The sequence below is a fragment of the Psychrobacillus insolitus genome (assembly GCF_003254155.1).
Lineage (GTDB): Bacteria > Bacillota > Bacilli > Bacillales_A > Planococcaceae > Psychrobacillus > Psychrobacillus insolitus.
The window spans coordinates 96483-112855 of the sequence record NZ_QKZI01000004.1; the positions used below are offsets into that span (position 1 = coordinate 96483).

The 16373-nt window shown below is 33.8% G+C and carries 10 protein-coding genes; 4 read left to right on the forward strand and 6 right to left on the reverse strand.

Features of this window, described 5'->3' with window-relative positions; genetic code table 11:
• Nucleotides 1–157: 157 nt before the first annotated feature.
• From dptH to C7437_RS10985, 4 genes are all read right to left on the reverse strand, one after another.
• Nucleotides 158–5428: a DNA phosphorothioation-dependent restriction protein DptH gene (gene dptH / locus C7437_RS10970; protein ID WP_111439731.1), complete on the reverse strand. Its 5271-nt coding sequence runs from the start codon at nt 5426–5428 to the stop codon at nt 158–160.
• The gene (dptG, locus tag C7437_RS10975; protein ID WP_211310014.1) at nt 5409–6788 is read right to left on the reverse strand and encodes a DNA phosphorothioation-dependent restriction protein DptG; all 1380 of its coding nucleotides are present in this window, start codon (nt 6786–6788) and stop codon (nt 5409–5411) included. The genes dptH and dptG overlap by 20 nt, the downstream gene beginning before the upstream one ends.
• Nucleotides 6788–8485 carry a DNA phosphorothioation-dependent restriction protein DptF gene (gene dptF, locus C7437_RS10980; RefSeq protein ID WP_245909275.1) on the reverse strand — a complete coding sequence of 566 codons (1698 nt, stop codon included), beginning with the start codon at nt 8483–8485 and terminating at the stop codon, nt 6788–6790. Before dptF ends, dptG begins: the two co-directional genes overlap by 1 nt.
• Nucleotides 8486–8829: 344 nt before the next feature.
• A complete protein-coding gene (locus tag C7437_RS10985; RefSeq protein WP_111439732.1) occupies nt 8830–10440 on the reverse strand; it encodes a DUF2075 domain-containing protein in 1611 nt (536 codons plus the stop codon).
• 528 nt (nt 10441–10968) lie between these two features.
• Here C7437_RS10985 and C7437_RS10990 point away from each other — a divergent pair.
• Nucleotides 10969–11553 carry a PepSY domain-containing protein gene (locus tag C7437_RS10990; protein WP_111439733.1) on the forward strand — a complete coding sequence of 195 codons (585 nt, stop codon included), beginning with the start codon at nt 10969–10971 and terminating at the stop codon, nt 11551–11553.
• 281 nt (nt 11554–11834) lie between these two features.
• Here the strand turns inward: C7437_RS10990 and C7437_RS10995 are convergent, their stop codons facing one another.
• Nucleotides 11835–12413 (reverse strand): TetR/AcrR family transcriptional regulator, encoded by a 579-nt coding sequence (locus tag C7437_RS10995; RefSeq protein WP_111439734.1) that lies wholly within the window; start codon nt 12411–12413, stop codon nt 11835–11837.
• 121 nt (nt 12414–12534) lie between these two features.
• On the opposite strand from C7437_RS10995, the gene C7437_RS11000 reads away from it, so the two are divergent.
• On the forward strand, nt 12535–12909 hold the full coding sequence (locus C7437_RS11000; RefSeq protein ID WP_111439735.1) for an MFS transporter permease: 375 nt from the start codon (nt 12535–12537) through the stop codon (nt 12907–12909).
• 948 nt (nt 12910–13857) lie between these two features.
• Here the strand turns inward: C7437_RS11000 and C7437_RS11015 are convergent.
• Complete coding sequence (locus tag C7437_RS11015; RefSeq protein WP_111439737.1) at nt 13858–14607, reverse strand: SDR family NAD(P)-dependent oxidoreductase; 750 nt, start codon at nt 14605–14607, stop codon at nt 13858–13860.
• A gap of 109 nt (nt 14608–14716) precedes the next feature.
• Between C7437_RS11015 and C7437_RS11020 the strand changes: the two genes are divergently transcribed.
• Together C7437_RS11020 and C7437_RS11025 are read left to right on the forward strand one after the other, a co-directional pair.
• Nucleotides 14717–15355: a TetR/AcrR family transcriptional regulator gene (locus tag C7437_RS11020; protein WP_111439738.1), complete on the forward strand. Its 639-nt coding sequence runs from the start codon at nt 14717–14719 to the stop codon at nt 15353–15355.
• Between the two features lie 201 nt (nt 15356–15556).
• The gene (locus tag C7437_RS11025) at nt 15557–16090 is read left to right on the forward strand and encodes a dihydrofolate reductase family protein (RefSeq protein ID WP_111439739.1); all 534 of its coding nucleotides are present in this window, start codon (nt 15557–15559) and stop codon (nt 16088–16090) included.
• Nucleotides 16091–16373: the final 283 nt, after the last annotated feature.

Here is a 16373-nt window from a genome sequence, read left to right on the forward strand (position 1 = left end):
TTTATTATTTTATTGATACCAGAATATTATTATATTCTCTTTATTAAATTAAAATATTCAAGATATACCTATTTGTTAGTTTTTTATAAAAAGTACACAAGAATTTTTTTATAAAAAAAGAACGATTTCATAGGAATGTTCTTTTTTGCTAAAACTACTATTTCATTGGTGGTACTTGTATCATTTTAATCGCTTCTACAAGTTCACCTGCATTGTTTTTAATTTTGCCTCGTACAAAGCATTGCCCTTTGCCTAATGTATGGATTAAATATTGGTCTCGTTTTTCAAAGCGTAGTTTACTAGAGACAATTTTCAAATCGCTATCTACAGGGCGGAAGAAAACTGAAGTTGGTGCATTTTCTAATGCACTCAGTTCATCTGCCTTGAAGGTATTAAATGACTGAGTTGCAAACCATGCTGAAATACCGAATTTACGCCCTTCGCGTAAAATTTTATCGGATGGTGAACCACTTTTAAAGCTTAAGTTTTGTGCTTCATCTAACACAATTGGTAGTGGATGCTGCTCATCGCCACGCTGTGCATAATACCACAAATCCCATAACAATAATTCAGTCATTAGTTTTTTAATATTGTCTTGGTCAAAACCTGCAAATTGAATTATTGTAATTTGACCAGGCTTTTCGAAATACTGTGACCATGAGAAACTCTCATCATAATCAAAAGGGTCAATATCTATAAACTGCTGTAGTTTATTAATAATCGTTGCTAATGTTGCAGTTGTTAAATCTTCCGATTCACGTAATTGAAGCAGCAATTTCTTTAGATTAAAACTCTGACCATACGTTTCTATTCCGTCACGAATCGCTGCATATATCGCACTTGATTGCTGTGGACCAAACTCAAAAATTCTTTCAAAAACTTCTTTTACACGACCCGCTACTTGATAAGGCTGCTCTAACCGGAATGTATCGAGCTCAGTCTTAAATTTCCTCTGTCTTAAAGGATTAATTGGTAATTTTTCATCGTATACTATTCGCTCAACAACTTTATCACCTAATTCAGCTAATAAATTTGCGTCTAATTTATTTCGTGTATAACTAGCTGAATAGTCAATGATCAACACTGATTGTCCTTGCTCAGCCATTTGTTTAATCAGTGATTGGATAAAATAAGTTTTCCCTTCGCCTGAACGTCCACCAACTACAATGTGACGATTGTTCAAAGCTGAATGACCGAATTCCCAATAAATACTTTTCTGGTCACTTAATGTATCCCCTAATAATGGTCGAATCGCTGAAACATCATTATTTGTTTTCTGAATTTTTTTTATCGCTAAATCATTTTCCTCTACTACTATTTTCTCAACCTTTGTTTCTACTGGCTGTTGTGGTTTGATAATATCTGGCATTTCATCGATTTTATCAGTGTCTTCAGTTGTAGCAGCTGATTCTTTAAATACTTGAGTATCTAGTGAGGATGATTCATTCTGCTTTGGCTCACTATTATCAGTTAACAGTATTATTTCATCAGCATATATCTGCAATTCTTCCGGTGGATTATTAAGTTCAATTTGCGCACTTTCAGGCGCATCAATCTTCATAATACTACTAAAATCTTCATTCTCAAGATCTTCCATACTTAATCCAATCGCCTTATAAGCTAAATGTTCTGGAATTTCAATAATCGCAATATCACTAATTAATTCACGATGAATTTTTGACGATTCTGCCTTAAACGAAACAATAGCACCTATAATTTCCTGATTCACGATAACATCAAATTCATCATTTAATAATTTTTCAATTACCGACTCTGACAAGTCATAATTCTTTTCAGGGTAAAAGTCATTCAATAACATTTTACGTGCGTTTGCAATAAGTATTTTTGCAAAGAAATTACGTAAAAATTTTGCTTCAAAGCTTACGGTAGCTGTTAATTCTTTTTCTATTACTTTTGCTAATGATGTAATTTGCTGAATAGCAGTCGAAATAACCGATCCATTATTTTTTCCTATCTTAACCTCAACAGGATAGAAAATAAGTTCTACTTTGTCACCTGTTTTCTTAACCCCTAACATCAATAGGTCATCACTCATCTTACCTTTTGATGCAAGCTTATGTGAAAATGTACCGTCTTTTTTACTTAAACCAATATTCCCCGCTACTCGAACAATTTCTTCCATCGATATTGGTATCCACAATGTATCTGGCTCATTTTGCTTTTCGATTAACATATACTTTATAGCGGCTACTACGCTCATTTTTTCTCGGCGATCATGTCCATTCCCTTGGACTGCACGAAGTAACCATTCACCATTAAACGTATTAAATGCTTTAATCACCTGAGTAATATTCTCTTTAGGCATTTGAATTTCGACACTAGCTAAAAATTCTTCAATAACTTGATAATACTGTATCGATTTGTTGGTTACAGTAATTGCATCATAATGTGATGAAGACGATAACTGGTCTGAATAATGCACTATGACTAAATTATCTACTGTTTGTTGGAAGTATGTTAAATCTACTACTGGATCAATAAATACTAACCAAACACAAGAATCATATAGAGATTTTAAAAATTTTTCATTCTCTGGTGCTATATGCAAGCACAACATAACATCCTTTTGATAAATGTTTGTTCCCTTATTTTTCCTATTAGCACTTAGTTCATTAATTTTCGTTGCAAATTTCGTTAATTGTGATCTATTTACATTGGACTCACCAATACCAAAACCAACACGATATCCCCCATCATCTGTTCGCTTAGAGATCGGCGTTACGTATAATCCTTCTAAATTTAATGCATTAGGTGCTTGTCGTACTGTCTGAGTAGAGATAAATTCTTCACTTAACATTTTATAAAATGTCAGATGACTATATTCAAATTCATCTATATTAATTTCCTTCTTAACGTAAATCAATTTCTTTTGAATTTCTTGGAACACATCTATCGCCTCAAACTGGGCTATTTTAAATTCAATGTTGAATATCTCATTCAACTTCTCTATATTTTCAATAGTATTAAAGCGTTCAAAAGCAGATAATGTTGTATGTCCCTGCGAATATCCTAAAATTTTTATAGTTGGTATCCCTTGTATGGATTTCCGTCTTTGTATTTCAGACTTTAACCAATTAACAACTCCACGTAAAATTTCTTCATCATTCTCGATGTTCACTACGTTTACAATAAACTCGGCTTGTTCCGTTAAGCTAAATAAATACTTATAGTACACAGAAAATTGCTTTAGCTTTTCCTCCACAACCTTGGCTAAATATTCATTCGTTTCACCAATTGATACCTGTTGCTGCAATCTAAATTCATGCCACTCTGCGTGAGACGCATTAGCCACGGGCTTATAGATTTCATCCTCTGGACTTACTAGATAAGTTATGGTATACGCTGCATTTAACTTCGATAAAATTCGGCGATCCACTTCTTCACCAGCTAATTCATTTACTACGGCTAGTTGGTAAGCAACATTTAACGGAGAAAACGGCGTCATATAAATCGTAGAGTCTTCCTGTAATGTTCCTAAATATAAAAGGTTTCGTACTTCAGCAGACATATGCTGACCTTGCTGTATGTTATCTATAGCATCAATAAAATTTTCTACGTAATTATCTGCTAAAATACGCAACTCTTCGTTATAAAACATGAATGATGGTATGTTATTTTGCACTTGAAAGTAGGCTAAAAATGCTTGATAACTAGTTGCCAATTTTTCAGGCATACTAATTTCTATGGGAGAATGATTCGTCATTTTCTTATGAACAGCTTGCCAACCTTCAGCTACCCATTTTTCTTCTATTTCATAAAAATGACGAGCTTCTTTTTTCGTAACAAATGGTTTATCACCTAAAATAATACGCTGGTCCAACTCAACAAAATCAACACTCATTTTACGCTGAATTTTCCGCTGCCATAGTTGTGCAGCAGTTAGTGTTGGTGCACCTAAAATCTCATCCTCCACTTCGCAAGTAATATTGATATTATCAATATTAACAACAAAGTTAATTTTCGTTGTCTCTGTTTCCAGCACGTCTGGTGCAAATGTTAACTTCATTCCCGTCTCCGGTATTTTTATTACGGAATCTTTTTCAGTGATCTCAAATTCAGCAACTGGATTGTCACCAAAAATAACCTGTTCTTCATTAAACTCCAACACCAAGTGGCCATCCTTATTAAGTGAGAAGCTTTGACGGTGTCTAGATAAAAGATTGGAGGCTATGGGTAATACTAAAAATCGAAATGTAAAGGAACCCTTCGTTAAATCTTCATGTTTATACTTGGATTGGACGAAAGTAGAGTTCTTACTATATGGAATATTCACCTCTAAAGCATACCCTGATGAACGTGTATGTTGACGAGATTTCGTATTAATATACATTTCATTTGTATTTGTCGTAAATGGTAACCTTACACGTACTGACTGATTTTCTTTTAACGCTGGAACAAAGATAATAAAATCATGTGTGCGCAATTGACTTTCAATTTTCCAAACAGTTTTCAAAATAGTCGTTTCATCATTTTCAACAACCCAAACCTTTGATTCCTCTGATTTATAGGAAATTGCCTTCATCTTATTAACTTTTTCTTGTGCGGAAATAAGATCTCCAAAAGTGATATCTTCTTTATCTTTTACTAGTTTACTTCCAACCTTTTGGTCAAATCTTTCCTTTAAAATTCTTTCTTCGTCTCCAAGCTCTTTTATACGTGAAATTTCTTCATACATATTTGTATTTTCACGTAATCTTTCTTGAATTTTTTTATCACGCAAACTAAAATCTTTCGTATTTTCTTCAAATACATTACGCTCTTCAATCAGCTTAGCTAAATCTGGATCCGGAAAATAACTAATCATCCGATAATCCTCATTTTGCATTTCTTCTTGATTCACCCATTTCAATAGGTCTTCAAAATCTAAAAAAGACACATTTTGATATTGTTGAACTTCACCATGCCGTTTTAAATAATGTTTAATCATTTCTTTATCTTGGCTTGGTAAACTACTGTTCAATACCATTGTCATTATATTACCAACAACCTGAGAACTATGTAGTGGGAATCCTTCTGCAGTTAGACTTATACTACCTCCACGAATAGAATCTAATTTTTTGTTGGAAATCATCACAATTGAGGCATTTTCCCAATCTTCTTTTTGCTCACTCATTTCATTACGTAATGTAACGATGAAATCTACATGTGTATTATTTAATGTGGAAGCTATTATAAATTTCGCATTATCATAAGCTAATGCAATGGTTTCGTAAGGCTTTGCTTCTTCTGATGCCTGATACACAAACCTTTCAGTTTCAGGCAACTCTTTTAATGCTGTCACGATATTTTCCATGTATTCTTCAGAAGGTAATTCTAAATAATACCGACCTATTTCATTTTTTTTAGCTTTTTGATTAAAAAAGCTTTGAAGTTGTTTCGCTACAATTTTATAAAATGGACTTAACATACTGTGCATCCCCACTATCACTTTTCTTATCAATATAATTGAGCTTATCTAGCATTGCTACTACGGTCATTTTCGAATTATCATCAAATGCAATACCCCGTAGTTCCAATTGCCTCCATAATTCATTTAATTCAATTCTTAAATTATCTCCAACAGAAACTGCAACAAAAAGTAATAACTGTTTTAAATTCAGTGATAAAATCGTTCCTAATTGACCACCGTTCTTTCTATAAAACCTTTTCATAAAAACTGTATATCCTTGAGGAAAACGAGAAAAGTGCTCTTTTGATAATCCTTTACAAATCATTTCATACATATATTTATAGGCTGCATCTAAGTCTTGACCTTCATATTGGACTTGTGGTTCTAAATTTTTATATGAACAATATACTGTGTTCACCCACTTATAGAGTGACTCAATATAACATCTTTTAGCATCCTCACCAGCTTGTTCCAATACCGCTTTATAGTCGTGATAATACAAGTTTTCATCATCGGTGAACGTATTAAGCGCTAAAATGTTCAACAGGTGTTCATGAGCATAAAAACTTTCTACTTGTTCTTCTAGTCGTTTATAGCCCTCTTTATAACTTATACGCCAAGTAGAAGCTTGTTCATTGTTCATCATAAAAGGCAATGATTGAAGATTATTACTTTCAAAACGACTAAACTTGTTGGTTTGTAAAATAATTTGCGTTAACGCGATAAATGTATAATGACTAAAAAACTCATCTATATTTCCAATAAAAAACCCTGGATTTTTAGCTAATGCTCTTAAATCCTCTTTAAAAAGCTTTTGATATGAGGTAAACAAAACTCTATATTTTTGTTTTAATTTCAATGAGCTCTTTTCTACGTGTCCACTTAAAATTTCTTGCATTAAGCCTTTCGATTGAAGCTGATTGATGATTTGTTCAATTTCTTCATGTTGATCACGTATATAAATATCATAGAAAAACTCAATAATTTGCGTTTGGCCTTTAACTTCTGCTTTTGAACTCGGCTGTTCTATATACTTTATATTTTGAATTGTATTCACATGATCTCGATCTACTTCTCCTAGCTCAGCCTGTAAAAATTCTTTAAAAACCTCTTTCGTTTCATCTGTGTCAAACTCTCCAGCCTCTAAAATTTCTTCATAGAAGCTCGATTGCTGGGAAAAAACCAATGCTTCTCCACCAATTAGACGAAGCAATGCGGCTGTTACTGTGGAAAAACCTTCTTTATACTCAGCACGATCACCCGTTGTTCTTGAAGGTAAGGGTAAAACCCGTACATACTTTCTTCGTTCAAATGAATACTTATCATTTTTATCCGTCACAAAATCTTTAATACGTTCAAAATCTAATGTATACTCCATCACTTTATCTTCTCCACTTTAAATTTCTTGCCGTTAAAGCTGAAACCTGGTCTCGATACAATATATTGCTTTTGGTCCAGAGTTCTAACAATTAACAATTCTTCGCTCTCTTCTTCCGATTTTCCTATTAATTGCTTATAAAAATCCTCGAATTGAATTGCACTATTCAGTTCAGCTGTGTTCGGTCGATAACCGCCTTGCACTTTCTTTAATAACTCAAATAAATGAAAATCAAGCTCAAATAACATATTTCCATAACCTACTGTCAAGAAATTTTTGAACTGTTTAACTTCCGTTGCATCTTTTGATTGCGCAAAATCTGCACCCACATTTTCTTTGAGCTTTAAGTGTAATGCCATGCGATAGGCTCTCGTAACATCATTTGTTACAAAGTAATAATCTTTTTTCGGAGACCCCTTCCATTTGAGAAACGCTGATCTTAAAATCCTAAATAACTGCGATAAATCGTTGGCACTCCCTTTGTAATAGCTATGCAAGTATCGTATAAATTCATGATAGTTAGGATAAATAGTTGACTCAATTAAATCTTTCGCACGGACTATAAATTTTGATAGCGATAAAATATCATTTTGAGCTATTTTATTTTTAATGAAAGGTTGATATATTTCTGCCAGATAATTATTATTCTCTCTCTCCTGCAATTGCTGGGAAATATAATTCCACTTGTCCGTTATAATATGCAACTTTGTAATACTATCGTCTGTTGCTTGGTTGCGAATATTTAAAGGATCGATTTTATGAATATGCTCGAGTAAATTTGAGCGTTCTGGATGATTAAATAATAAATTAGGTAAAGCATGCTCGAGGTCAAAACCGGTCTTTGTATTATCCATTTCTTGAATAGATGGCACAACTATCGTAAAAATAAAGTGATAAAAAGCACGCGTAGATAATAGCACTTTATCCAGCAACATAATATGATATAGCTTTTCAAGCACATGTTTTTGAACACTTGAATTTTGCAGTAGTTGATAATTAAAGTGCGCCATAGTAGTGTAACCCGCTTCCATATCCTGCTTCCAGGCTTGATAAATCGGGTTCTCTGGATGATTGGCAATGATTTTCCTTAAAATTTCTTCAAGAAATGGGGAATATGCCCCTTGCTCACCTAGATGAAAAATCATATCACTAGCAAAGTTATATAACTGAAATTGCTCATGCTCTACTGTTTTCTTTGAATTGATGTCAAAGACACCACTTTCTTCTATAAATGCTCTTAATGCATTAAATTGCTGCTTTTCTTGTTGTTTATGATAAAAATTGTGCAATACACCAATATTGATAGCTACAATTGTATGTTTTTCGGGTATTTGGTTATCATTAAATTCTTGTAAAACCTTTTCTAAGGTATTAATAGAGGATTCTTCTGGATTGTGTGACTCTGTAGCATCGTTATGCACGTTAATCTGGTGAAAATAATTCGGATATTTCGATTTTAAGAATGATAGAAGATGACTTTTCCCATCTCCAACCGATCCAGCTAATAATATTAATTGCTTTTTTGGTTGATGCTCTAATTCCTCGATTGCCTCTATTATCTTCTTTTCTATCGGACGTTCGGTATGCATATAGTTTGGAAAAGCATCAAAAGAATTTGCATGCACTACCGTTTCCTTTGATGAGCTTTGTAACATATTTATTTGTTTTAAAAATAGGGGTTCTTTATATTGAGTCATTCGTCATCACCTTAACTTATTTAGTTGGAAAATATTAACCTGCAAAAACTCGGAAGTGACTGATAAACTAGCGAATTGATCCCTTAAAATTAATTCCTTTAGTATAAACTTTAACCCTCCATATTATATTACTTTACTATAATTGTAGCATAACTGTAATTTGTAAATTTGTGGAATTATTTCCATTTTTTTGACCATCAGTTAATGCTACTAATTTCTTTCTACTAAAAAGGACAAAAGAATAAAATCTTGTATTTTTGTTCCCTGCGTCAGAAATAAACATGAAAGTTCAAACATTCACGATTGTTTGAATTAACGTGAATGTTTCTAACACAGGGAAACTTTTAAAGACCCACCAATCTAGCTCTTAATTTAGGATCACTCGCATAAATATATAGTCCGTGAACCCCTCTTTTCATCAGTACATTAATAGAATTCAATATTATTTTTTCCTTTACGAATTCACTATCTAGAAACCCATCTTTCCCCCTATAAGCTTCCGTGTCCTTATAGTTACTTGTCAAAATCTTCACAGTATCTGTTTCCTCATCGTAGGACACAGATGGGCCTAAAATGACACCAACATAATTTAAATCAAACCCTTGGATTGTGTATATAGACCCCGCTTCATGGACAGTTCCTGCTTTCTCTGCCCAAGTAACATTTCCTTCCGTAGTATTCCACGGTATTTTAAGTTCATCTTCTTCTATATAGTAAGTTCCGCCATCTTTTTTATGTACATAGTCAAAAGTAGAGACAATTCTTGCTAATCCGGATTCTTCATTCTTTTCTTGAATCAGATCATACATCGCTGCAGCAGAATCAAAAATTCTAAAATCGTACTGATTTTTCTTAGGTTTCGCTTCAATCTTTTTATCTACGAAATGATCAATCCAACGAATCATTTCATCACTTGCTTGCATTCTGAATTGTTCACTTAAAATATAAGGTTTTTCTGTATTGCAATCACCTAAAATTTGCATTAACTTATCATCATTCCAAAAGCTTTTCATCTTCAATACTTGCTTCTCATCGTAAACTATTATGACGACCTTACTATGCTTTATAATTTCCTGTAATTGATTCTCTTCCACGAAATTATTAAAGCTATCTGGCTTCGTTAGTAACAAATGAGCTTCATCCACAAGTACAATGTCAGCTTTCTTATTCAATTTCTTCCGTTTATTAATAAACGGAGTGGGTTTATCGAAATTATTTTTGCTAAGTGCTTTCACGTTTCCTGCTATATTTTTATAAGTTTTGAGCATCTCAGAATGATTTACTAATAAATAGTTCTCTTTCTTATACAGAATGGAGGATTTTTCCTTCGTTAACTCTTGAATGCGGTTGAAGACGGAGCTTAATACCACACTTTTCCCTACACCCGCTTCTCCTTTAATTAAAAACACATATGATTTTTCATCATTAATACGCTCTTCACAAACATCAATAATTTTCTCTTTCAGCTCAAGCTGTTCCACTGATAATTCTTTAAATGGAGATACTTTAAAAATATCCTTGTTTTCAATAGCACTTCTAGAATGAGTAACTACATTTTTCTTCAATAATTCATTCCAGATATCATTAAACACTTCTTCATTATAAAAGTGTTTATCATGATAATTATGCATGACACTTTGGGAAGTCTGGCTTTTGTTTTGCAACTTGTATCGTTCATCTGCTAAAAAATAATTGATTAGCTTTGTTTCAATATTGTACGTTGCTGAACGGTTAAACTTTTCATGAATAATTAATGTCATCTGATCTAATGATTTCCGTTCAGGATTATTCAAATGATCTCTCATGCGATTTCTAACAGCTACCGTCTCACCTATATAGACCGTTGTATTATTATTTAAAAAGTAAACAATCGGGTAATCCGTATATTGTTTGTTATGCAAAGTATCTAACGACAACTTATTAAACGGCATTGTTTTTATGCTTACATTACTCATATTCAATTCACCTCTCAACTAAGGAATTATTTTTAGAATTTCTTGAGAATCAGATACTTGATATAACCTCAAAATAAATCAAACCTTCAGAAATAAATACTAGTAGCTATATTTTACCATTCATTTAACAATTGTTTAGTCTTATTATGTCGATTAATGTATAGCTCAGTAAATATTTCTGAATAAATAATCCCATACCCTGTCTTTTTAAAATGATGAAAGGTAGTTATGGTCCACCTAGAATTAATATGCCTAAAAAAAATCACCAATATTAAAACCGCGAAAACCAAAAATGAGCAAAATAGACATACGACATAATTAAAAATAAGCGCAAATACAGGAGAAAAGCCCCTTTTTGCACTTATTTACCGATAAGTCGTATAGTCATTTTGCTTGATTTTAAAAATCATGGGTAATAAATTTAGTGGAAATATTATGCGTGTAGTAATGGTAGGTGTCTATCTGGATTTGAATGTTCATAACGATTTTTTGTGTTAATATAGAATTTTACTAGGAGGAGGAGAGACGATGTTAACGAAATTAAAAGTAGGATTAATCAGCGGGAGTGCACTAATACTCTTAGCAGCATGTGGCGGTCAAGAAGAACCCACAAATAATTCAGCAAGTTCAACAACAGAATCATCTGATTCTAGTTCTGCAGCACCAAACTTTGAGGGGAAAAGTTTTTCAGTCACGTATGAACAAGCTATTGCTGATTTCCAAGAAGCTCATCCAAGTGTAGCTATTTCTTCAATTGATTTTGACAAGGGTTTCGGAGCATACTCATTTGAAATAAATGGTTTCGATGATACTCAAGAAATTGAATGGGAAATAAATGCTGAAAACGGAAAAGAAACAAAAAATAATACAGAAAAGAAAGACGCAGACAATGATGATCGAGAATTAATGGTCGATGATTTGATGACCATTGATGAATTGATTACAAAATCGGAGGACGAAGCTCAAAATGCTGTACTCGTTTCGTGGAATTTAGAAGTAGATGACAACACAAATACACCATTGTTTACAGGAGAATTTAAAGAAGGAAACAATGAAGTAGATGTACATTTGAATGCTGAAACTGGTGAATTTTTATCTAGCGAAAACGACTAAGCACCCCTAACTGGCTACCCTTTGTTCTAGGATTGTCAGTTTTTTTGATTTCCGATTTACTGGATAGGGCTGAAACTGCCGTGACAAGAGAAAAGGGAATGTCTATCTCTCTCTACACCATTAAATTAATTTGTTCCCTGTGTCTGAAACGACTCAAACACTATTCTGAATTTTTTTTTAGTTGTTTCTGACACAGGGAATCGTCACTCAATCATGGGTAATAAATTCAGAAGAAATATTATGCGTGTAGTAATGGTCAGCCATTCGCTGAACAGCTTCTATCATTTTAGTCGCTGAATGAGTAAAATCGTATCGATATAATATTCGGCTGCTGTATCGCCATTTTCTGTGCCAGTAGTGAGCCAATGTTCAACGATACCTAAGAAAGCAGATGCAGCAAAAGAAGCTACATATTCTATTGGAGCTTTATTTGCTGAAAAATCTTCATTCGTAAATTTTGATAAAAATTGATCGACAAAAAATTGGCGTAAGGTCCTAGCAAATGTAGCATCACTATTAGGAGAGAGTAAGGCTTTAAAAACTTTTTGATTGGATTCAATATATTGAAATACACTTTTCGAAAAGTTGGATATTACACCATCATGTGCTTCCTGAAGAACTACGCTAGGTGATAAATGTTCGATTGTCTCTGCTAATCGAATGATTAATTGCTCTTCTATTTTGGCTAATAAATCGAATTTATCCTCGTAATGAAAATATACTGTTCCCCGATTCACTTGAGCATAATCTGCAATCTCCCGAATTGTAATTTTAGAAAAATCTTTTTCCAACAGTAAGTCAATAAAAGCATTTTGAATGGCATCTTGTGTCTTTTTATTCATCTCATTGTATACAGACATTATATTCTCCTTTCAAACCGTCCAACACTGTGTTCGATATTGTTTATTGCTTAAGAATACCCGAAAATGTAAGCTTTATATAGACATTAAACACAACATTAGAAAGGAAATGTGGTCTATTATGAAGAAAAAATCGATTATTTTATCTATTGCTTTAACTATATTACTTATAATGATTGGTAAAAGTTTTATTTTAAATGAAAGTGTCAAATATTATCTAGTGATCTTTACGTTTGTTGGCTTAGGTCTAGCGCTACTACGTATAGGTGTAAATAGTGCTATTAAAAAGATTAAAGGGAAGCATATCGGCATTAAGATTTTATTTTTTTCGGTCCTACTAGGCTTTGGCTTGCCTTTTCAAAACTGGTTCCGAAAAAATGTAATATTTGCGATGGATTCAGAATACATTTTGCCTTGTATTATCACAACTGCAGCTAGTGTATTCTTCTTTACAATTATATTTGGATTAGTTTATCAAAAAGCCCGAAAAGCTTGATTTTGTTCCCTGTGTCATCTTTTTGATATGTGTTCTTCCAACTTTCGAAGTTATTCTTCCAAATGTAAGGCGGATCCTTCCAATTTTTTAAGTTATTCTTCCAACTTTTCAAGTTATTCTTCCAAACGTTTGATTTTGCGTCAGAAACAACTCGAATACTATTCTGAATTGCTTCAAATTGTAGTCTTTCGGTGCCAGTCACCCAGTCTATCTCAAAAAACCTACAATATCGGGATCTTTTTGACAAAAAAAATAGAAATAAGTTCATGAGTGCGCTCCTCACCACTTATTTCTATCAGTTTCTTTAGCAAGATAACATTCGTTTTAATCGTTCTTCACCCTGCTTTACTTTTTCAGGAGCTATAACTGAACGATCGATTTCCACACTTTTTTTGGATTGTTCACGATGCGAATGAATGATTCCACTGCTTCTTCTGTTTCTAAAGTGAATACTTTGTCAAAAGATGAAGTTATTATTTATTCCCTGTGCCAAAAACAATTCAAACACTATTCTGAATTGTTTCTTACACAGGGAATCTTCACTCTATTTAATCGGTTTGTAAAATGAAATTATTTCGTATCGAAATCTGTTTTGAAAGGTTTTTCTTCATACTTGGAAACATCGTATTGCCCAATTACTTGATAATTACTGGACTCTTCGTTACCTAATTGGACCATGTTAAGAGTATCTAATTTTAATGCATCTGTAATCATTTTAAGTAAATATTGAGGTTCTGAAGCTTCTTCTACCGCTGCAAGAACCAGAGCATTTAATTTATGTTCCCTGTGTCAGAAACAACCCGAACACTATTCTGAATTTTATCCGAATTATTCGCAACACAAGGACATTCAATCTCTCAAATAGAAAGAGCTTGAGAAAGTGACATCATCACTTCCACAAGCTCTTTTTATTTATCTGATCGCCTCGTCTTCAGAAGCTCTTTTCTATTATTTCGCTGTAACGCCACCATCTACTGGTAACTCGATGCCTGTGATATGGCTTGCATCATCTGACGCCAAGAATAATACCGCTGCAGCTACTTCTTCTGCTTTCCCCAGGTTCGGCAAGGCAATTTGTGACAAGAAATGATTTTTGTATTGTGGGTTCTCCATATGCGATGCACTCATTGGTGTAACGATATAGCCTGGATATACGGAGTTAACACGGATATTTTTCTTGCCGTAGTCAACAGCCGCTGCTTTTGTGATGGAGCGTACAGCACCTTTAGAAGCTGTGTAAGCTCCTGCTCCTGCCATACCTGTTAATGCAGAGATGGAAGAAATATTCACGATGGAACCACCTTCATTTTTCTCCATAAGCGGAATTGCTAATTGCATTCCGAGCATCGTACCGTTGATGTTGATGGCATATGTACGTGCCCAGTCTTCTTCTGTCTGTTCCATGAATGGCTTAGCCAAAGAAATTCCTGCATTGTTTACTAAAATGTCTAATTTGCCAAATGCTTCAATTGTTTTGTTATAAACGTTTTGCCAATCTTCTTTTGAAGCTACATTATGTTTGATAGCAATCGCTTCTCCACCAGCTTCATTTATTTGTGCGACTATTACTTCTATTGCTTCAAAGTTAATGTCTGTTACAACAACTTTAGCACCTTCTCTTGCAAACAAAAATGCTTCCGCTTCTCCCATTCCGCTTCCTGCTCCTGTAATTACTGCTACTTTACCTGTTAATCTCATTTCATTCACCTCATATTTTTGATAGTCTAACTATCACTTATTTTACTCCTAAAAATGAACAAGTGCAAACTTAAACGATGTATAATAAAAAAGTAAAGGAGGTTATCCAATGCCACTAAGTGTTCGTGAATTAAATAAATCTACACGTTATCAACATATTGTTTCTGCAGCTCAGCGCTTGTTTCTTAAACTTGGATTAGATAGCGTCCAAATGCAAGATGTAGCAAACGAAGCAGAAGTCGGAATCGCCACAGTTTTTCGATATTTCCCCAAAAAAGATAAACTTATTGTTGCTGTTGCTATTCAAAACCTTGAAAGAATACTTCCTGCATTCGAACAGATTGCAGCCTTACCTAAGTCGGCGTATGAACGGTTAGAAGATGTGTTAAATTACTTGCTCGAAGATCAAAACTCCCCTGAAAGTAACTCTTCTAAATTTCAAGAAGCTTTTGAAAGCTATGCTTCTTTTACAAAAGAGCCATTACCAGACATGGATGACTATATCGAGATTCAGAAACAAATTAGCAATAGCCTTATTCCAATTATTGAAGATGGGAAAAAAGATGGATCTATTCGAACGGATCTATCCATCAAAGAAGCCCTCATAACTATTATTAATACTTTTGGTACTTTCGTAAATAATGTCGTTTTGAAATCATCCATTTCCTTTAAGGAAGAAGATATAGAACCGCATATTCAGCAAAGGGTATTAAAAGAGATACTCTTATCATATGTACGGCCACGCTGATTTTGTCTCTGTGTAGCAAACAAATACGAAGAATTGAATACCAAAGCATGAAGTATTTTACTTGTACCAGGTTCTTATGAACTTATAACATTATAAGGCGGTTGACCACCCATTATGTAGGTTCCAGACACTTTTCTGAATTGCGTCAGGCTTGTTTGGAACACAGAGATATTCGCTCAAGAGAATTATAAGGAGCATTTTATGACAAATCAAAGAAAAATAGTGTTGTTTATTGCGACAAGCTTAGATGGGTATATCGCGACAGAGGACGACTCCCTTGAGTGGTTGTTTAAGGTCGAAGGTGATGGCGATAATGGATATTCCGACTTCTACGACACAGTAGATACGGTAATTATGGGCAGACGCACGTATGACTGGCTTCTAGAACAAGAATTGGAAAGCTTCCCCTATGAGGGCAAGGAATGCTATGTTTTCTCTAGAACCGTCAGTCAGGATAATGAAAACGTCAAATTCTTCAGTGGAGATGTAGTCGACTTTACGAATCAATTGAAAAACAAGGAAGGTAAAAATATTTGGGTAATGGGCGGTGGTGACCTAATACACTCTTTTATCAATAAAAAATTAGTGGATGAGCTGATTATTACAGTATCTCCTGTGTTAATAGGGAAAGGAATTCCTTTGTTTAAAGAAGTTGATTTCGAATTAGAGCTTACCTTAAAGAGCATCAATCGTTTTAATCAATTCGCTGAGATCCGTTATGAAGTAAAAAGATAAGCAAAAAGGACAAGACAGTGAAGCTCATACACCTGTCTTGTCCTTTTCGTAATTTTTTGTTCCTTTTATCTGAAACAACTCGAACATAATTCTGAATTGTTTTTAAGTTGTTTCTAACACAGGGTCAGGATTTTCACTAGGATTTTCATTACTTGATAATTACTGGACTCTTCGTTACCTAATTGGACCATGTTAAGAGTATCTAATTTTAATGCATCTGTAATCATTTTAAGTAAATATTGAGGTTCTGAAGCTTCTTCTACCGCTGCAAGAACCAGAGCAC